14 protein-coding genes are annotated in these 19,435 nt (G+C 56.1%); 5 read left to right on the forward strand and 9 right to left on the reverse strand.

The features are described from left to right. Positions 1-2: 2 nt before the first annotated feature. From ltaE to HA50_RS06610, 3 genes are all read right to left on the reverse strand, one after another. Positions 3-1,007, reverse strand: coding sequence for a low-specificity L-threonine aldolase (gene ltaE, locus HA50_RS06600; RefSeq protein WP_084873684.1), 1,005 nt, complete (start codon positions 1,005-1,007; stop codon positions 3-5). A gap of 63 nt (positions 1,008-1,070) precedes the next feature. Further along, positions 1,071-2,792: a ubiquinone-dependent pyruvate dehydrogenase gene (poxB, locus tag HA50_RS06605; RefSeq protein WP_084873685.1), complete on the reverse strand. Its 1,722-nt coding sequence runs from the start codon at positions 2,790-2,792 to the stop codon at positions 1,071-1,073. 99 nt (positions 2,793-2,891) lie between these two features. Then, positions 2,892-3,791, reverse strand: coding sequence for a LysO family transporter (locus HA50_RS06610; RefSeq protein WP_084878381.1), 900 nt, complete (start codon positions 3,789-3,791; stop codon positions 2,892-2,894). A gap of 139 nt (positions 3,792-3,930) precedes the next feature. Between HA50_RS06610 and HA50_RS06615 the strand changes: the two genes are divergently transcribed. After that, positions 3,931-5,571, forward strand: coding sequence for an ATP-dependent nuclease (locus HA50_RS06615; RefSeq protein ID WP_084873686.1), 1,641 nt, complete (start codon positions 3,931-3,933; stop codon positions 5,569-5,571). A 115-nt stretch (positions 5,572-5,686) separates the two neighbouring features. Here the strand turns inward: HA50_RS06615 and cspD are convergent, their stop codons facing one another. Beyond that, positions 5,687-5,908 (reverse strand): cold shock-like protein CspD, encoded by a 222-nt coding sequence (cspD, locus tag HA50_RS06620; RefSeq protein WP_084873687.1) that lies wholly within the window; start codon positions 5,906-5,908, stop codon positions 5,687-5,689. 323 nt (positions 5,909-6,231) lie between these two features. Here cspD and clpS point away from each other — a divergent pair, with 323 nt between their 5' ends. Further along, positions 6,232-6,552, forward strand: coding sequence for an ATP-dependent Clp protease adapter ClpS (gene clpS, locus HA50_RS06625; protein ID WP_021182586.1), 321 nt, complete (start codon positions 6,232-6,234; stop codon positions 6,550-6,552). A gap of 55 nt (positions 6,553-6,607) precedes the next feature. Next, positions 6,608-8,884: an ATP-dependent Clp protease ATP-binding subunit ClpA gene (clpA, locus tag HA50_RS06630; RefSeq protein WP_084873688.1), complete on the forward strand. Its 2,277-nt coding sequence runs from the start codon at positions 6,608-6,610 to the stop codon at positions 8,882-8,884. 143 nt (positions 8,885-9,027) lie between these two features. Here clpA and infA read toward each other — a convergent pair whose 3' ends face one another. The 5 genes from infA to trxB all read right to left on the reverse strand — a co-directional run bounded on the left by infA (position 9,028) and on the right by trxB (position 14,926). Continuing rightward, positions 9,028-9,246 (reverse strand): translation initiation factor IF-1, encoded by a 219-nt coding sequence (infA, locus tag HA50_RS06635; protein WP_002211347.1) that lies wholly within the window; start codon positions 9,244-9,246, stop codon positions 9,028-9,030. A gap of 346 nt (positions 9,247-9,592) precedes the next feature. After that, positions 9,593-10,285 (reverse strand): leucyl/phenylalanyl-tRNA--protein transferase, encoded by a 693-nt coding sequence (gene aat, locus HA50_RS06640; protein ID WP_084873689.1) that lies wholly within the window; start codon positions 10,283-10,285, stop codon positions 9,593-9,595. 33 nt (positions 10,286-10,318) lie between these two features. Further along, the gene (gene cydC / locus HA50_RS06645; protein ID WP_084873690.1) at positions 10,319-12,049 is read right to left on the reverse strand and encodes a heme ABC transporter ATP-binding protein/permease CydC; all 1,731 of its coding nucleotides are present in this window, start codon (positions 12,047-12,049) and stop codon (positions 10,319-10,321) included. After that, a complete protein-coding gene (cydD, locus tag HA50_RS06650) occupies positions 12,049-13,815 on the reverse strand; it encodes a heme ABC transporter permease/ATP-binding protein CydD (protein ID WP_084873691.1) in 1,767 nt (588 codons plus the stop codon). Before cydD ends, cydC begins: the two co-directional genes overlap by 1 nt. 145 nt (positions 13,816-13,960) lie before the next feature. Beyond that, entirely contained in the window at positions 13,961-14,926 is a 966-nt protein-coding gene (gene trxB, locus HA50_RS06655; protein ID WP_084873692.1) for a thioredoxin-disulfide reductase, read from the reverse strand. Between the two features lie 523 nt (positions 14,927-15,449). Here trxB and lrp point away from each other — a divergent pair. Together lrp and HA50_RS06665 are read left to right on the forward strand one after the other, a co-directional pair. Continuing rightward, complete coding sequence (gene lrp / locus HA50_RS06660; RefSeq protein ID WP_006118610.1) at positions 15,450-15,944, forward strand: leucine-responsive transcriptional regulator Lrp; 495 nt, start codon at positions 15,450-15,452, stop codon at positions 15,942-15,944. Positions 15,945-16,063: 119 nt separating this feature from the next. Then, positions 16,064-19,429 (forward strand): DNA translocase FtsK 4TM domain-containing protein, encoded by a 3,366-nt coding sequence (locus tag HA50_RS06665; RefSeq protein ID WP_084873693.1) that lies wholly within the window; start codon positions 16,064-16,066, stop codon positions 19,427-19,429. Positions 19,430-19,435 lie beyond the last annotated feature (6 nt).

Raw genomic sequence — 19,435 nt, forward strand, 5'->3', positions numbered from 1 at the left:
CGTCATGCCTGTTGCAGGAATGCCTGCCAGTGTGCGACCAGTTGGGTGAGGTCCTCACGGCTGACATCCAGATGGGTCACGATGCGCGTTACCGGACCGACGCTAATCAACACATCACGTGCGCTCAGCCACGCTTTCAACCCGTCAACCTGCTGCGCGGGCACCTTAACAAACAACATGTTGGTCTGCTGGCTCACCACTGCCACACCGAGACTCTTCAGCTGTTCACCAAGCCAGGCGGCGTTGTCGTGATCCTGCTGCAAACGCATCACGTTATGTTGCAGGGCATATAAGCCCGCTGCGGCCAGAATGCCCGCCTGGCGCATTCCACCACCCACCATTTTACGCCAGCGGCGCGCTTGTTCGATGTAGGCTGCCGGGCCGCACAGCAGCGATCCCACTGGCGTACCCAGCCCTTTGGACAGACAGATGGTCAGGGTATCGCAGTAGCGGGCAATGCCTTCCAGCGTGGTATTTTGTGCCACCACGGCGTTAAAAATACGCGCGCCATCGATATGCAACGCCAGCTGGTGCTGACGCGTGAATTGATACGCCTGTTCCAGATAGCTGATTGGCAGCACTTTACCGTGATGGGTGTTTTCCAGGCTGAGCAGACGGGTACGCGCAAAGTGGATATCGTCTGGTTTAATCGCGGCAGCCACATCGGCCAGCGGCAGGGTGCCGTCTTCTGCGGCAAGGATCGGCTGCGGCTGAATGCTGCCCAGCACGGCGGCTCCACCGGCTTCATATTTGTAGTTATGCGCCTGCTGCCCAACGATATATTCATCGCCACGCTGACAATGGCTGAGCAGCGCCACCAGATTGGCCTGGGTGCCGGTGGGGAAGAACAACGCCGCTTCTTTGCCGCTCATACAGGCGGCTTCGGCTTCCAGCGCATTGACGGTGGGATCGTCTCGGTAGACATCATCACCAGTTTCGGCAGCCATCATGGCGTCGAGCATGGCGGAACTTGGGCGGGTTACGGTATCACTGCGTAAATCGATCACGTCGCTCTCCTGAAAGAAAAAGCGGGCTGAGCGCCCGCATCGCATTTTTTTGCCTGTCCCGTTTTACCTCAGCCAGTTGGTTTTCGCCAGCTCCACGATCTCATCGCCGCGGCCATTCAGAATCGCCCGCAGCATATACAGGCTGAAGCCTTTGGCTTGTTCCAGTTTTATTTGTGGCGGGATGGCCAGTTCTTCTTTGGCGGTGATCACATCCAGCAGCACCGGGCCGTCGTGGGCGAACGCCTGCTCCAGCGCACTATCCAGCTGCGAAGCCTTTTCCACCCGAATGCCTTTGATGCCGCAGGCGGTGGCGATGGCGGCGAAATCCGGGTTCTCCAGTTCGGTGCCATCGGTCAAATAACCCCCGGCTTTCATCTCCATCGCCACAAAACCCAGCACGCTGTTATTGAAAATCACCAGCTTCACCGGCAGCTTCAGTTGCGCCACCGAGATAAAATCGCCCATCAGCATACTGAAACCGCCATCGCCACACAGCGCTACCACCTGACGATTACCATCGATCGCCTGCGCCCCCAGCGCCTGCGGCATGGCATTGGCCATCGAACCGTGATTGAACGAACCGAGCAGCCGCCGCTTACCGTTCATCTTCAGATAACGCGCTGCCCATACGGTCGGGGTGCCGACATCGCAGGTAAAGATGGCATCGTCAGCAGCGAAATGGCTGATCTGCTGCGCCAGGTATTGCGGATGAATCGCCTGTTTATCATTGGCGCTGGCCAGCTCGTCCAGCCCTTTGCGCGCCTCTGCATAATGCTCCAGCGCGCTATCAAGATGCTGGCGATCGCTCTTGCTGCTGAGCTGTGGCAGCAGCGCCTGCAATGTCGCTTTGATATCGCCCACCAGCGCCATATCGACGTGGCTGTGCGCGCCGAGGCTGGCAGGATTGATATCAATCTGAATGATGTTGGCTTCCGCCGGATAGAACGGTCGATAGGGGAATTGTGTCCCGAGCAACACCAGGGTGCTGGCATTCATCATGGCGTGAAAACCGGACGAGAAACCAATCAGGCCGGTCATGCCGACATCGTAGGGATTGTCATACTCGATATGTTCTTTGCCGCGCATCGCATGCACCACCGGTGCTTTCAGCGTCTCGGCCAGTTTTACCACTTCAGCATGTGCACCCGCACAACCGCTACCGCACAGCAGGGTAATGTTTTTCGCCTCGTTCAGCGTGGCGGCCAGACGGCTGATTTCACTGGCGGAGGGCAGCACCTGCGGCAACTGCGGCGGATACCATTCGGCGCGTGCCCCTTCCGGAGCCGGTTTGAGTGCCACATCGCCCGGCAACACCACCACCGACACGCCACGATTCAGGATCGCTTTGCGCATCGCGATGCCCAGCACCTGCGGCAATTGCTCTGGGTTCGACACCAGTTCGCAATAATGGCTGCATTCGCGGAACAACTCTTGCGGATGGGTTTCCTGGAAGTAGCCGCTGCCGATTTCGCTGGAAGGGATATGGGCGGCAATCGCCAGCACCGGTACGTGGTTACGATGGCAATCAAACAGGCCGTTGATCAGGTGCAGGTTGCCCGGCCCACAGGAACCGGCACAAACCGCCAGCTCGCCGGTAATTTGCGCTTCGGCACCGGCGGCAAAGGCGGCGACCTCCTCGTGGCGCGTCGGCATCCATTTAATGGTGCCCATACGATTGAGGCTGTCGTTTAACCCATTCAGTGAATCACCGGTCACGCCCCAGATGCGCTTCACACCTGCGTTTTCCAGCGTTTTTGCCAGCAGCGCCGCAACAGTTTGCTTCATCGAACACTCCTTTCCGGGAATTTAACGTCAGTGAGAAAGGGTAGACGAAGGAATTCGGGCGTAGCCGTGAAAAAATGCGCTACGCCACTGGGGGAGGGATCAGGCTGAGAACAGGGCGATCAGAATCGGTGCCAGCAGGCTCATGATAAAGCCATGCACAATCGCGGCCGGGACAATTTCCATCCCGCCTGCGCGTTGCAGAATCGGCAGAGTAAAATCCATCGAGGTGGCGCCGCTCAGCCCCAATGCGGTACAGCGATGGCGGGTGACCAGCAGCGGGATCAGCATGATGGCAAATAATTCACGCAGCAGATCATTGAAGAAAGCTGCGCTGCCCATCACCGGGCCGAAGGCTTCCGTCATCAGGATGCCGGAGAGAGAGTACCAGCCGAAACCGCTCGCCAGTGCCAGCCCGGTTTTCAGCGGCAGACCGAGCAGCGTGGCAGCCAGTGCGCCGCCTGCCAGCGCGCTCATCAGTGAGACCGCCGCCACCAGCATGCCCCGGCGATTCAGCATCACCTGGCGCAGTGTCATGCCGCTGCCACGTAACTGAATGCCCACCAGAAATAGCATCAGGATCAGCGCGTACTCGCTGGCGGTAGAGGCGTGTCGCAATGGCGAGGCATGGGTCAGGCCCAGCAGAAAACCGGCCGCGACGGTCGCGCACAGCTTCACCGATTCCAGCGCCATCTGCCAGCGGGAAGGCAGCGTTTGTGGGCGATGGTTGTGTTGCCACGGCGAGCGCTTTTCCAGCAGCCACAGCGCACCCAGCGAGCAGGCGAGAATACACAACATGCTGATCAACGCGGTGTGGAAGATGGTCAGCAGATTGCTGCCGAGGTTGTCGAGAAACGCCAGGCTGATCCCCATAAAAAACAGAATCAGGTAAACGATATTACCGAGCAGACGGTTGACCGACTTCAGCAAACGCGGGCTATGGAACGGCAGCAACCAGCCGATAATCAGCGGCAGCAGGATAATGATCAGTCCGGTATACATCATGAGGCAGTTCGTCCCTGAAAAAAGAGGCGTCACGCTAACCAAAAACATCTGAAGTGTAAACCTTTTCCCCGCCAGATAACTTGACCAACCTAACGCGGGCGACCATGCTCAGGCAAAGAAGAGGAAGAACGCTGCGATGATTCTGGAACATATCGATATTCACGGTTTTCGTGGGATTAATCAGCTCTCGCTACCGCTGACCAACACCAATCTGCTGATCGGGGAAAATGCCTGGGGTAAATCGAGCCTGCTCGATGCGCTCACGTTACTGCTGGCACCCGCGACCGAATCCTATTTATTCACCGAACATGATTTCCACTTTCCCCCCGGTGATCTTGACGCGCGTATGCATCAGCTTCAGCTGGTGTTCCGCTTTCGTGCCGAAAATCATGAAGACGAACCCTTACTGGAGCCTTTCTGGCAGCGGGATAACGCCGGGCGTTACGTCAGCTTCAGCGCACGCGGCAAGCGCAGGGAGCAGGGGGTAAAAACCACCCACCGCTTTATCGATGCCCGGGGTGACGTGCTGCCGCTGGAAGGGACGGCACAGGCGCTGGCCCATTTGCGCACCTGGTACCCGGTGTTGCGCGTGCGTGATGCCCGTTTTAGCCGGCGGGCGCGTCAGACAGAAAACGATCCGGCGCGGCGTGCCAGCACCATGAGTGAACTGGCGCTGGAAGTGGACAAACTGACGCGCGATTTGGTCGCGCGGCCACAAATGCTCAGTGATGAATTGCTACGCCAGGGGCTGCACACCATGCAGCAATTGCTGGAACACTATTTTCTGGTGCAGCAACCGGGGGGTAGTGTGGCGCGGGTGGCACCGGAAGTCCGGGACGGCGGCGAGGGCTGGCGATCGCTGGATCAGCTCAATCATCTTATCGCCGGTACCGAATCACGTAGCCGTCAGGTGATTTTGCTGCGTATGTTTTCTCTGCTGATTCAGGCGCACGGTAACGCCCCTTTGCCGCCGGGTGCGCGGCCGCTGTTGCTGGTGGAAGACCCGGAAACCCGTCTGCATCCCATCATGCTGGCGGTGGCGTGGAATTTGCTGGATCTGATGCCGGTACAAAAAATTGCCACCACCAACTCGGGTGAGCTGCTGTCGCAGGTGCCGGTGGAGCATGTGTGTCGTCTGGTGCGTGAGCCGAGCCGGGTCGCCGCCTGGCGCATTGGTCCGGAAGGATTAAGCGCCGAGGAGAGCCGCCGCATTGGTTTCCACATTCGCGTCAATCGTCCGTCGGCTCTGTTTGCGCGCTGCTGGTTACTGGTGGAAGGGGAAACCGAAGTGTGGATCATTAACGAACTGGCGCGTCAGCGTGGTCATCACTTTGCGGCGGAAGGCGTCAAAGTGATTGAGTTTGCCCAGTCGGGACTGAAACCGCTGCTGAAATTCGCCCGGCGTATGGGCATCGCCTGGCATGTGCTGACTGACGGCGACGATGCTGGTAAGAAGTATGCCGCCACCGCGCGTAGCCAGTTACAGCCGCACGAACATGAAAACGATCATCTGACACAATTACCCGCGCTGGATATTGAGAATTTCTTCTATAAGCAGGGATTTAGTGATGTCTATCATCAGATGGCGCACCTGCCGTTAAACGTACCGATGAATGCCAGGCGTATTATAACCAAAGCCATTCATCACAGTTCGAAGCCGGAACTGGCGATTGCCATAGCCCTGGCCGCTGCTGAACGCGGGCCAGAGGCGGTTCCGCCGCTGCTGGATACGTTGTTCTCGCGGGTGATGTGGCTGGGGCGTGGTAAGGCCGATTGATTTTATAGAAAAATCTTGCCGCCAAAGGACGTAAAATTCTCAAAAGAAAAATGCCAGCATCACTGGCTGGCATTTTTTTTTCGGGAGTGGTCAGAATGGATGAAGAGGCGCAGGGCTATGCCTGGACCGATGTTTCCACCGGCACGATCAAACTGGCATGGTTGCCTTTTGGCCCTTCATGGACATCGAACTGAACCTGCTGGCCGGCTTTCAGCGTTCTGTATCCCTCCATCTGAATCGTGGAGTAGTGTGCGAAGATATCGTCGCCGCCGCCAATCGGACAGATAAAACCGAAGCCTTTGGCGTTGTTGAACCATTTAACAGTACCCGTCTCCATGCTTTTACTTCCCTCGCAAGACATTTTGATAAGTAGGTGAGGTCATTGAAGCTGTGAGTCGAGCTTGTTTAAAACTCAATCAGCTTGTGTAAGTAGAATGTAGAGAAACGGTCCTTATCGTCAAGCAAACGACCCGAGCGCGCAGGGGGAAATTCATCAAAATTTGAGGCAGTTAACGCTATTGCAAATTTTGTGATACAGGTCGCGCATGCGCTTTCAGGTCCAATTTTTCATGAGGGAAAAGTGGCTTGACAGGCATGTTAAACTTTAGGTGTGGGCGCAGAATTGCGCGCAACCGTAACGCAGAATTTCGACGGAACATTATGGCAAACACAAACGACTGGCTTAATTTTGAACATCTGGCCGAAGACAAAGTACGCGAAGGGTTAAAGCCGCCTTCGATGTATAAAGTCATTCTGAATAATGACGATTATACACCTATGGAATTTGTTATTGACGTTCTGCAAAAGTTCTTTTCTTATGATGTTGAACGTGCAACGCAACTGATGTTGAAAGTTCACTACCAGGGAAAGGCAATCTGTGGTGTATTTACTGCAGAAGTGGCGGAAACCAAAGTTGCCCAGGTGAACAATTACGCACGAGATAATGAACATCCGTTGCTGTGTACGCTGGAAAAAGCCTGAAACCGTCTCCATATAGGAGAAAGGTCGTCAGAGCGATAATTGGGGGAGGTGCCTAATGCTCAATCAAGAACTGGAACTCAGTTTAAACATGGCTTTCGCCAGAGCGCGTGAGCACCGTCATGAGTTTATGACCGTCGAGCATCTGTTGCTGGCTCTGCTCAGCAACCCGTCGGCCAGAGAGGCACTGGAAGCCTGTACGGTGGATATAGTGGCTCTGCGGCAGGAACTCGAAGCCTTCATCGAACAAACCACACCGGTGTTGCCCACCAGTGAAGAGGAGCGTGATACCCAACCGACGCTCAGCTTCCAGCGTGTGTTACAACGTGCGGTTTTCCATGTCCAGTCATCCGGGCGCAGTGAAGTTTCTGGCGCGAACGTGCTGGTCGCCATCTTCAGCGAGCAGGAGTCGCAAGCGGCTTACCTGTTGCGCAAACATGAAGTGAGCCGCCTCGATGTGGTGAACTTTATCTCCCACGGTACGCGTAAAGACGAGCCTGGTCAGGCACAGAATACGGAAAATCCGGTTAACGAAGAGCAGGCAGGCGGGGAGGAACGTATGGAAAACTTCACCACCAATCTTAATCAGCTTGCTCGCGTCGGCGGGATCGACCCGTTGATCGGTCGCGAGAAAGAGCTGGAGCGTGCCATTCAGGTCTTGTGCCGTCGCCGTAAGAATAACCCGCTGCTGGTGGGTGAATCGGGCGTCGGTAAGACCGCCATCGCAGAAGGCCTCGCCTGGCGTATTGTGCAGGGTGATGTGCCGGAAGTGATGAAGGATTGCACCATCTACTCGCTGGATATCGGTTCGCTGCTGGCAGGCACCAAGTACCGTGGTGACTTTGAAAAACGTTTCAAAGCGCTGCTGAAACAGCTGGAGCAGGATAACAGCAGCATTCTGTTCATCGACGAAATCCACACCATTATCGGTGCGGGTGCGGCGTCGGGTGGCCAGGTGGATGCGGCAAACCTGATTAAACCATTGCTTTCCAGCGGTAAAATCCGCGTGATGGGTTCCACAACCTATCAGGAATTTAGCAATATCTTCGAGAAAGACCGGGCGCTGGCGCGTCGTTTCCAGAAAATCGACATTACTGAACCGTCGGTGGAAGAAACGGTGCAGATCCTCAATGGTCTGAAACCGAAATACGAAGCGCACCATGATGTCCGTTACACCGCCAAAGCGGTACGTGCGGCGGTGGAGCTGGCGGTGAAATACATCAACGATCGTCATCTGCCCGATAAGGCGATTGATGTGATTGATGAAGCCGGTGCGCGTGCGCGTCTGGTTCCAGCCAGCAAGCGTAAAAAAACCGTCAATGTGTCTGACATCGAAACGGTGGTGGCACGTATCGCTCGTATTCCGGAACAAAGCGTTTCGGCGACCGATCGCGATACGCTGAAAAACCTCGGCGATCGTCTGAAAATGCTGGTGTTTGGTCAGGACAATGCGATTGAAGCTCTGACTGAAGCCATCAAGATGAGCCGTGCAGGCCTCGGCCAGGATCGTAAACCGGTCGGTTCTTTCCTGTTTGCTGGTCCAACCGGTGTCGGTAAAACCGAAGTGACGGTGCAGCTGGCGAAAGCGCTGGGCATTGAGTTGCTGCGTTTTGATATGTCTGAATATATGGAACGTCATACGGTGAGCCGTCTGATCGGTGCGCCTCCGGGGTATGTGGGCTTTGACCAGGGTGGCTTGCTCACCGATGCGGTGATCAAACATCCGCACGCCGTGGTATTGCTTGATGAAATCGAGAAAGCGCACCCGGATGTGTTCAACCTGCTGCTGCAGGTGATGGACAACGGCATGCTGACGGATAACAACGGCCGTAAAGCGGATTTCCGAAACGTGGTGCTGGTGATGACCACTAACGCCGGTGTGCGTGAGACTGAACGTAAGTCGATTGGCCTGATTCAACAGGACAACAGCACCGACGCGATGGAAGAGATCAAAAAAATCTTTACGCCGGAGTTCCGTAACCGTCTCGACAACATTATCTGGTTCCGTCACCTGTCTGCTGAGGTGATTCATCAGGTGGTGGATAAATTTATTGTCGAGTTGCAGGCACAGCTGGATGCGAAAGGCGTGTCGCTGGAAGTTAGCGATGATGCGCGTGACTGGCTGGCTGAGAAAGGGTATGACAAAGCGATGGGCGCGCGTCCGATGGCGCGTACCGTGCAGGAAAACCTGAAAAAACCGCTCGCCAACGAACTGCTGTTTGGTTCGCTGGTGGATGGGGGCTCAGTGTCCGTCGCGCTGGATAAAGAGAAAAACCAGCTGACCTACCATTTCCTCAGTGCGGAAAAACGTAAAACCGAAGGGACTGTGCATTAATCAGGTTGTGGTTAAACCCTTTGCATAGTCTTAGAAACCCTGGTGCATTGCACCGGGGTTTTTTTATCGTTACCAAATGAAAAAGGCCGGATGCGAATCCGGCCTTTTATCGCGTTCAGAAAACGCGTGAGATGAGTAGCGTCTTAGCGACTACGGAAGACAATGCGGCCTTTGCTCAGGTCGTACGGGGTCAACTCGACAGTCACTTTGTCGCCCGTCAGGATGCGGATGTAGTTTTTGCGCATTTTACCGGAGATATGAGCGGTAACCACGTGCCCGTTTTCAAGTTCTACGCGGAACATGGTGTTAGGTAACGTATCCAGTACGGTACCTTGCATTTCAATATTGTCTTCTTTGGCCATCGAATCCTCTGGGTGAACTACCAAACTGTTGAACCGGCAAGATAATGCCGAATTCCATGATTTATGTAAAGAAACGTTGGTGATTTTGCCAACACTTCGCCGTGCGTCGCGCCAATGCGCGTGCATTACGGATTAAATTCGGGTGTTTTTGACGTCTGCGGGGGATTAGCGGGCTAAGAATCTGTAGCAATCGGCATCGGGCGCACAACTGAAACAGCTTCGGGAAAACAGTCACTTTCCCAGCCTGGCAATTCCGGCTCGCCACAGCGAAGCGCGGACGACATACCAAACTCGCTTATTATATCACTTTTGCCGCGTATTGTGTGCAAAACATCTGCGCGGGCCGTCAAAAAAGGGTTTGTGTTTGCCAGCAACCGGGTAAAACCGGTTGCCACGCCAGTGTTTGTACATATTGCAAATAATCGACACGCGGAATTTCGACTGCGCCTAAAGAGGCCGTATGGGGATTGAGTACCTGGCAATCAATCAAACGTCCGTTGTGGCCGAGAAAGTGCTGACTGAAGACCCACAGCGCGGTTTTAGAGGCATTTTCTTCACGGCTGAACATCGATTCACCACAAAAAATCTGGCCCAGTGCCAGGCCATATAATCCCCCGACCAGCCGCTGATCTTGCCATACCTCAACCGAATGAGCATGGCCCAGTTCATACAAGCGCAGCCAGGCACGCTTCACCTCGAAAGTGATCCAGGTGCCTTCCTGACGATGGCTGGCGCATCCTTCCAGTACCTGAGCGAACGCCTGATTCATGGTGACGCGATAGGGGGAGCTACGGTGAAAACGCGCCATGCTACGGCTGAGATGGAAAGATTCCGGCAACATAACGGCGCGGGGATCGGGCGACCACCAGAGAATCGGATCGCCCGGTGAGAACCAGGGAAAAATGCCACGCTGGTACGCATTCATCAAACGGGCAGGGGAAAGATCTCCGCCCATCGCCAGCAAGCCGTTCGGCTCACGTAGCGCCATTTCCGGGGGCGGAAAATGCAGCGAATCGCGTGACAGTTGTACCAGTCTCATTGCGTTAATTACCCTTACGGCAGTTCGCTAAGACTATAGCGCAAAGCGTTGGTGGAAACGCCAGTAACGTCCTTCTTTTGAGATTAATTCGTCATGAGAGCCAGATTCAATAATCTGTCCCTGATCCATCACACAAATGCGGTCCATTTGCGCCAGCCCACTCAGGCGATGCGTCACCATAATCAGCGTTTTCCCCTGAGTGACATGTTGCAACAGCGTCAGAATTTGCTGCTCGGTGGTGGCATCCAACCCTTCGGTTGGCTCATCAAGCAGCCAGAGGTCTCCACCGTGCAGCAAGGCCCGTGCAATCGCCAGACGGCGCATCTCGCCACCGGAAAGGGGACGACCACCTTCACCCATCCAGGCATTCAACCCTTCGTTGTGTTCAGCCAGATGACTTAACCCCACCCGATGCAGGGCTGCGGTAAGTGCTTGATCACTGGCGGTGGGGCAGGCCAGCAGCAGGTTATCTCGTAACGTCTGACTGAACAGATGTACCCGCTGCGTGACGACGCTGATGCGCTGGCGCAGCGAGGTTTCGTCCCAGTTCGCCAGCGGGATCCCGTTCAGCGCGATGCTACCTTGCTGCGCCTCCCAGCCGCGGGTGATCAATGCCAGCAGGCTGGATTTGCCGCAGCCGGTTGGCCCAAGCAACGCCAGGTGTTCACCCGTCTGAAGGTTCAGGGAAAAGTTATGCAGCACGGCTTCCGGACGCTGCGGGTAGCTGAACTGAATATTTTCCAGCGTCAGGCTAATGCCCGCTGGCGTGTTGACCCTGGCCGCTGGAAAACGGATAGCGGGTGGTTGATCGATAATTTCCTGCACCCGTTGTGCCGCGCTGGTGACCTGCGTGAGCGGTAAAAATGCCCCGGCAACCGGAGCCAGCGCTTCAAACGCCGCCAGGCCACAAAAGACGAACAGGGCGATAAATGCCCCAGGGGCGCTGTCCCCGCCGACACCGGCAGCCGCAATCCACAGCAGCAACGTCACGGTGACACCGGTAATCAGTAACAACAGACTTTGCGCCACAGCCTGCAAACGATGTTGCTTGCGCTGGGCCTGTTGCCAGTCGATCTCCTCACTATCAAGCTGTGCCCGCCAGCGCGGGGCCGCGCCGTAGATTTGCAGTTCAGCCAGTCCGGTGAGCCAGTTCGTCAGTTGTAAACGCCAGTTAGCCTGATGCTGCGCGATCTGCTGGCCCGCGCTGGCGCCAAAACGCCAGAATAGCGGCGGCATCACTAACAACGTTGCCAGCATGATGCCGCCGAGCAATAGCGCCAGCGGTACATCCAGCCAGGCTAAGCCGAGGGTCACAGCAACGATCACCATAGCAGCCCCCACCAGCGGTGAGATCACGCGCAAATAAAGGTGATCGAGCGTATCGACATCGCCAACAAAACGGTTGAGCAGGTCTCCCTGGCGAAATTGCGCCAGCTGTTGTGGGGCCAGCGCGATTAATTTGCTGAAGGTGAAGACGCGTAAATGTTGCAGCACGCGGAAGGTGGCATCGTGGCTGACCAGACGTTCGAAATAACGCGCTGCGGTGCGAATGATCGCTGCGCCTCGTACTCCGGCGGCGGGTAACATGTAGTTGAAGCTGTACAGACCGGCAACGCCCGCCACCGAAGAGGCAGCCAGGAACCAGCCGGACAGGGTCAGCAAACCAATGCTCGCCAGCAGAGTGGCAATCGCCAGCACCATTCCCAGGCCAAGACGCCATGGATGACGTCGCCACAAACGTAAAAAAGGCATCAGGCTATGCATCAGGCAATCTCCTTCTGACGATGCTGCACCATCTCGCGTAATGGACCTTCCTGCTGATGCAGCTGTTGCCAGTGACCTTGCTGCACCAACTGACCGTTTTGCATCACCCAGATTTCATCCCAGCTGGCGAGGTCGCTGAGCTGATGGGTAATCATCAGGGTGGTTTGTCGTGTCGCGGCCTGTTTCAGTGCCGCCATCACCCGTTGTTCGCTCTGGCTATCCAGTCCCGACCCCGGCTCATCCAGCAACAGCAGTTGCGCCGGTTTCAGCAGCGCACGGGCCACCGCCACGCGCTGGGCCTGGCCGACGGATAAGCCCGTCGCGCTATCACCGAGAGGCGTATCCAGCCCCTGGGGCAGTCGAGGCAGAAATTCCGCGACGCCTGCATCATTCAGTGCGCGTTCCAGCTCTGCCTCGGCGACGCTACGTCCCATCAACACGTTTTCACGCAAAGTAGTAGCAGGTAAGTGCGGGTTTTGCCCCACCCAGGCCAGTTGTTGCTGCCAGCTGGAACGATCGATATCACGCAACTCTGTACCGTTGATTTTCAGCGATCCCGTATAAGGCAGGAAGCCGAGCAACACATTCATCAGGGCAGTTTTGCCCGCGCCACTTTGTCCAACCAGCGCCACGCGTTTTCCTGCTGCGAGGCTAAAGGTCAGCGGCTGAGATAGCGCTTCGTCGCGGGCGGTCATCACCACCAGATCGCGGGCTTCTAACTGAAGAGGGGCGGAAAACGTGGCAGTGACACCCGTTGAAGTGGGGGCGTCGGGGCTGTCCTGCAGAAAACGATCCAGTGCATCTGCGCCGCCTACGGCCTGGGCTTTGGCATGGTAAAAGGTGCCTAAATCACGCAGCGGCTGGAAGAACTCCGGGGCGAGGATTAACGCAAGGAAACCGGCAAACAACGTGACGCCGCTGTGGTAATGACCAAAATTCAGCTCGCCAAGGTAGGAGAAGCCGAAATACACCGCCACCACGGCAATCGCCAGTGAAGCGAAAAACTCCAGCACCGCTGACGAGAGAAAGGCCAGACGTAACACTTCCATGGTGCGCTGACGAAAATCGGTGGTGGTACGGCTGATGGCCTGTTGTTCGGCACTGGCGCGATCAAACAGGCGCAGCGTTTCGCGGCCACGCAGGCGATCGTAAAAATCCCCGCTGAGTCTGGCCAGTGCGAGGAAATTACGTCGGTTGGCATCGGCAGCGCCCATACCGACCATCGCCATAAACAGCGGAATGAGCGGGGCGGTGACCAGCAAAATCAATCCGGCTGCCCAGTTAATCGGGAAAATCGCCACCAGAATGGCGCAGGGAATAAAAACCGCCAGCGACATTTGCGGCAGATAGCGGGCGTAATATTCCTGCATCTCCTCAATCTGCTCCAGCAGTAGCGTCGCCCAGCTGCCGGCAGGTTTACCCTGAATCCAGGCCGGTCCGAGGGCATTCAGCCGGTCCAGCACCTGCTGCCGCAGCGCCCGGCGAATCGCCATCCCCGCCCGCTGTCCGGCCATTTCGCGGCCATAGTTCAGTCCGGCGCGCAGTACAAAGCACAGCAGCAGCAGGGCAAACTGGCTGATAAGTTCAGCGCGGGGTTGATGGGTGATAATCAGCGCCTGTAGCAGCGTGGCGAGCAGCCATGCCTGGGCAATGATCACCACGGCGCTGGCAAAGCCCAGCAGAGAAACCAGACGCAGACTGCGTGCACCGTGATGACGTTGCTGGCGAAGCCAGCGGATAAGTTCCTGTTGCCGCGATTTGTTCATGCGAAGCCGTTCGATGATCCAGATGAGAAGCCGTGGAGAGGGGAAAACCTCTGCAAGGTCAGGCGCATGAACTGTAGCACGCAGGTAATAAAAAAGGCGACCAAAACAGGTCGCCTTCAGTAAATATGATCAGGTTATTAACAACTTACTTATCGTTTTTAACCAGACCATCCAGGTAACGTTCAGCATCCAGCGCCGCCATACAACCGGTACCGGCAGAGGTGATTGCCTGACGATAGATATGGTCCATCACGTCACCGGCGGCAAACACGCCAGGGACGCTGGTCTGGGTGGCGTTGCCATGCAGGCCAGACTGAACTTTGATGTAACCATTTTCCAGCGCCAGCTGACCTTCGAAGATTGCCGTGTTAGGGCTATGGCCGATGGCGACGAACAGACCGGCAACCTCCAGCGACTCTGGCTCTTCGCCTTTGGTTGACAGCAATTTCAGACCGGTCACACCCATCTGATCACCCACCACTTCATCCAGGGTGCGATCGGTATGCAACACGATATTGCCGTTGCGCACTTTTTCCATCAGACGATCGATAAGGATCTTCTCGGCGCGGAAGTTGTCACGGCGGTGAATCAGGTGAACTTCAGCAGCGATATTCGCCAGGTACAGCGCTTCTTCCACGGCGGTGTTACCCCCGCCAATCACCGCGACTTTCTGGTTGCGGTAGAAGAAACCGTCACAGGTGGCGCAGGCCGATACGCCTTTGCCTTTAAACGCTTCTTCAGAAGGCAGGCCAAGGTAACGGGCAGAAGCACCGGTGGCGATGATCAGTGCGTCGGCGGTGTATTCGCCGCTGTCACCGGTCAGGCGAAACGGACGGTTCTGCAAATCAACGGTGTGGATATGATCGAAAATGATCTCGGTGTTGAACTTCTCCGCATGCTCATGCATACGTTCCATCAGTGATGGACCTGTCAGATCGTGCGGGTCGCCCGGCCAGTTTTCCACTTCAGTGGTGGTGGTGAGCTGACCACCTTTTTCCAGACCGGTAATCAAGACCGGATTCAGGTTGGCGCGTGCGGCATAGACTGCCGCCGTGTAACCGGCAGGGCCGGAGCCCAGAATGAGCAGCTTACTGTGTTTGGCCGTACTCATGTGTTCCTCAGTTTCTTGTCTGACAACATAGCGAATGATTGTAGGGAAATTACCGGCGCAAAAAAAGTCTTGAGCGATTTTGTTAACAATCGCTGCAAGCGGCGTAGACGATGAGTGGTGATTCTGCACGCCGATTGCGCCAAAAGGGGGCAATGCTCGGTAATTAGTGGTGCAGCTGTATAAAAAATCTCATTAGAAAACAGGAACCCAGCACTCTGTATGGCATCTTGTACTGAATTTGGATGTTTTACTTTGACAATCGCCTGCGCATTTGCGAAAACATTATCAGAAGCAGAGAAGATTTAGCGATTCGAAACAGAATTTCATGCCTGTTTTGGTTTGTTTCGCCAAATAAACTCAGCCTGACATTGGTAATGACGCATGATGTGGACAGACAACATGCGTCATACGGATGGTCGCATTACTGCACAGGCTTATGGTCTTCACTTCGAGTAAGGCCCTGAACAATGAACGTTTTCAGGGTGTGGCAGGTTAAGGGAAGGAATTAAGAGAGATAATAATAATGGTAGACAATAAGAAGCGCCCCGGAAAAGATCTGGACCGAATCGACCGCAACATCCTCAACGAATTGCAAAAGGATGGTCGTATTTCCAATGTTGAGCTTTCGAAACGTGTTGGTTTATCGCCGACGCCGTGTCTTGAGCGTGTTCGCCGCCTGGAACGACAGGGTTTCATTCTTGGTTACACTGCACAGCTCAACCCGCATTATCTCGATGCTTCACTGCTGGTGTTTGTTGAGATTACTCTGAATCGTGGCGCGCCCGATGTGTTTGAGCAATTTAACGCCGCTGTGCAAAAACTTGAGGAAACTCAAGAGTGTCACCTCGTTTCCGGTGACTTTGACTATCTGCTGAAAACCCGTGTGCCGGATATGTCAGCCTATCGTAAACTGCTGGGCGAAACCTTGCTGCGCCTGCCAGGCGTGAACGACACCCGCACCTATGTGGTAATGGAAGAGGTCAAACAGAGCAATCGTCTGGTGATCAAAACCCGTTAACGCAGGGCAGGTGCAAAACTTGCAGGATTTCGGTACACTCCTGTGAATTCATACAGGACCAGCGTCGGGCGTGCCCGACGCTGTTGCCTTCTTAATTTACAGGCACCTGGAGAGTTCTCTTGAGCCAGGAATATACAGAAGACAAAGACGTTTCATTACAACCGCTGAGCAGCGGACGTCGGCTGCTTGAAGCGTTGCTCATCCTTGTGGCCTTGTTCGCCATCTATCTGATGGTTTCTTTGGTCAGTTTTAACCCTTCCGATCCCAGTTGGTCGCAGACGGCCTGGCACGAGCCTATCCATAATTTGGGTGGCAGCGTGGGGGCATGGCTGGCTGATACCTTGCTGTTTATCTTCGGCGTGATGGCCTATGCCATTCCTCCGGTGATCATCGGCTTATGCTGGATAACCTTCCGCCAGCGCGATCGCCACGACTACATCGACTACTTTGCCGTTGGGCTACGTCTGATTGGCGTGCTGGCGCTGGTGGTCACCACCTGTGGTCTGGCGGCGCTGAATGCTGACGATATCTGGTATTTCGCCTCCGGTGGCGTGATCGGCAGTCTGATCAGTAACGCCATGGCCCCCTGGTTCAGCTCGGCAGGCGGCACCTTAACGCTGCTGTGCGTGTGGGCTGCGGGTATCACGCTCTATACCGGATGGTCATGGCTGACGATTGCCGAAAGAATTGGTGGCGTGGTGATGGGGGTGCTGACATTTGCCAGCAACCGCTCCCGTCACGATGAACCCTGGCAGGAAGAAGATGAGTATGAGGACGAAGATGAGCATCAGCAGGCGGATGACGCTGTTCCGCCGCTGCGTGCCGCTGCGTCCGACGATGATGATGTGCTGCTGGCTAAACCCCGTAAGGTGAATGAAGCGCCACTGGCCGATGTGCAGGATGATCCGTTGCTGGTGAAAGCCAGTGCCGCGACGGCTGCCGCCATTGCCGTGAGCAGTGAAGCCGCTTTGCAGGAACCGCAGGTCGCGCCAGCGGCTCCGCTCCAGCCAGCAGAAACAGCTGCGCCGCAGCCTGTGACTCAACCCGCGCAGCCGACGCAGCCTGCTCCGACAGTGCCCGTCGCAGCACCTCAGCCGCCGTTGTATCGGTTTGAGGTTCCCGCTGAGGCACCCGCATTCTCCCCGGTGGATGACGACGATGGTCCGCAGATGGGTAACTGGCAGGATGCTGCGCAGGCCCCGTCAGCGCTGAACACCACCGCCAGCGTCGCCCTGGCCGCCGGCACGGTAAAAGCCGCATCATCCAGTGCGCCTTACATGCCAGCGTTCGATGTGGTACCGGAACGTGATTACAATCCGCAGGTTAAACAGGGTATTGGCCCGGAACTGCCACGTCCGAATCCGGTGAAACTGCCGACACGACGTGAACTGGCATCCTATGGTATCAAACTGCCGTCGCAACGGATGGCGGAAGAGAAAGCCAGAGAGACAGAGCAGCCGGTGTCGTCACCTGCGCTGGATCAGCTTGCGGCTGATGATGCCGAAGCTTTGCAGCAGGCGCAGTTGCGTGATGCTTTCCAGTCACAGCAACAGCAACGTTATGGCGAAAGCTGGCACACGGAAGCCGCAGCGGAAGACGAAGAAGCGTTGCAACAGGCACAGCTGGCGCGTCAGTTTGCTGAGCAGCAGCAACAGCGTTACGGGGAAGAAAAAGCCGCTGAGCCTGATGACGGACCGGTATTTAACCTCGATACCTCGTCAGCGTTTGATTTCTCACCGATGAAAGATCTGGTGGATGACAGCCCAACTGAGCCGTTGTTCACCATCGCGGCGACGCCGGAACCTGAAGTTCCTGCTCCCGCACAGTGGCAACAACCGGTTGCGCCGCAGCCGCAGGTGGAGACTTCCTTTGATGAGGAAAGCAGCCCGTGGTCCGCTGCTGAACCTGAACCCACTGTGGAAGAACCTCGCGCGAAACCGGTGCAGGATAGCCTGTTCCATCCGTTCCTGGTTCGTCATGAACAGCCGCTGGAGCGTCCTTCCACGCCGCTGCCGACCCTCGATCTGCTGACGCAGCCGCCAGCGGAAGAGGAGCCGGTAGATATGTTTGCGCTGGAGCAGACGGCGCGTCTGGTGGAAGCCCGTCTGGCGGATTATCGCGTCAAAGCGGAAGTTGTGGGGATCTCTCCGGGTCCGGTCATCACCCGTTTTGAACTGGATCTGGCACCGGGCGTTAAAGCCGCGCGTATCTCCAACCTGTCGCGCGATCTGGCCCGTTCGCTTTCCGCTGTGGCAGTGCGTGTGGTGGAAGTGATTCCAGGTAAGCCTTATGTCGGTCTGGAACTGCCGAACAAACATCGTCAGACGGTTTATCTGCGCGAAGTGCTGGATTGTGCCAAATTCCGCGACAATCCTTCGCCGCTGGCCGTGGTGCTGGGGAAAGACATTGCCGGTCAGCCGGTGGTGGCCGACCTGGCTAAAATGCCGCATTTACTGGTAGCCGGTACCACCGGTTCGGGTAAATCCGTCGGCGTTAACGCCATGATCATCAGCATGCTGTATAAAGCCACGCCGGAAGAAGTGCGCTTTATCATGATCGACCCGAAAATGCTGGAGCTTTCCGTATACGAAGGCATTCCGCATCTGCTGACGGAAGTAGTCACCGACATGAAAGACGCCGCCAATGCGCTGCGCTGGAGTGTGGGTGAGATGGAACGGCGTTATAAGCTGATGTCGGCGCTTGGCGTGCGTAACCTGGCCGGTTACAACGAAAAAGTCGAGCAGGCGGAAGCGATGGGGCGTCCGATTCCCGATCCGTTCTGGAAACCGGGCGACAGCATGGATATCACGCCTCCGGTTCTGGAAAAACTGCCTTACATCGTGGTGATGGTCGATGAATTTGCTGACCTGATGATGGCGGTGGGCAAGAAAGTGGAAGAACTGATTGCCCGTCTGGCGCAGAAAGCGCGTGCGGCAGGCATCCACTTAGTGCTGGCAACCCAGCGTCCGTCGGTGGATGTGATTACCGGGTTAATCAAAGCTAACATCCCGACACGTATCGCCTTTACCGTATCGAGTAAAATCGACTCGCGTACCATCCTCGACCAGGGTGGAGCGGAATCGCTGCTGGGGATGGGTGACATGCTGTATATGCCACCTAACTCATCACTGCCGATGCGTGTCCATGGCGCGTTTGTGCGCGACCAGGAAGTGCATGCCGTGGTGCAGGACTGGAAAGCGCGTGGACGACCGCAGTATATCGATAGCATTACCGCGGGCGAAGAGAGTGAAGGTGGTGGAGCTGGTCTGGAAGGCGACGAAGAGCTGGATCCGCTGTTCGATCAGGCGGTGGCTTTTGTGGTGGAGAAACGCCGTGCCTCGATCTCGGGTGTGCAGCGTCAGTTCCGTATCGGTTATAACCGTGCTGCGCGTATTATCGAACAGATGGAAGCGCAGGGCATTGTGTCCGAACCTGGACATAACGGTAACCGTGAGGTGCTGTCGCCACCACCGCATGAGATGTAACCTGGT

Origin of the sequence: Pantoea cypripedii, assembly GCF_002095535.1 — a bacterium.
Lineage (GTDB): Bacteria > Pseudomonadota > Gammaproteobacteria > Enterobacterales > Enterobacteriaceae > Pantoea > Pantoea cypripedii.